1 protein-coding gene is annotated in these 279 nt (G+C 66.3%); it reads left to right on the forward strand.

Annotated elements, in window-relative coordinates; all coding sequences use genetic code 11:
• Positions 1–279, forward strand: a 279-nt coding sequence (locus tag R0J88_RS19600) for an STN domain-containing protein (RefSeq protein WP_410900813.1), incomplete at both ends; no start/stop codon positions are given.

Genomic DNA, 279 nt, shown 5'->3' on the forward strand with positions numbered 1-279 from the left:
GTTCGCTGGATGCAGCCCTGATTGCCCTCAGCCGCAGCACCGGCCTGAACATTGCCTTTACCCCGGGTGACCTGGCCGGCAAATACAGCGCCGGGCTGCGCGGCAGTTTCAGCAGCCAACAAGCCCTGCAGCAGTTACTGGTCGGCAGCGGCCTGCAAGCCATGCCGCAGGACAGCGGCTACCGCCTGATCCCGGCCAGCGAACCGCTGCCATTGGGTGCTGTGGCACTGGACCCGACCAACGTGACCGGCACTGCCAACCTCGGCGAGCAGACCGAGA

Source organism: Pseudoalteromonas sp. SIMBA_162 (assembly GCF_046535955.1).
Taxonomy (GTDB): domain Bacteria; phylum Pseudomonadota; class Gammaproteobacteria; order Enterobacterales; family Alteromonadaceae; genus Pseudoalteromonas; species Pseudoalteromonas marina.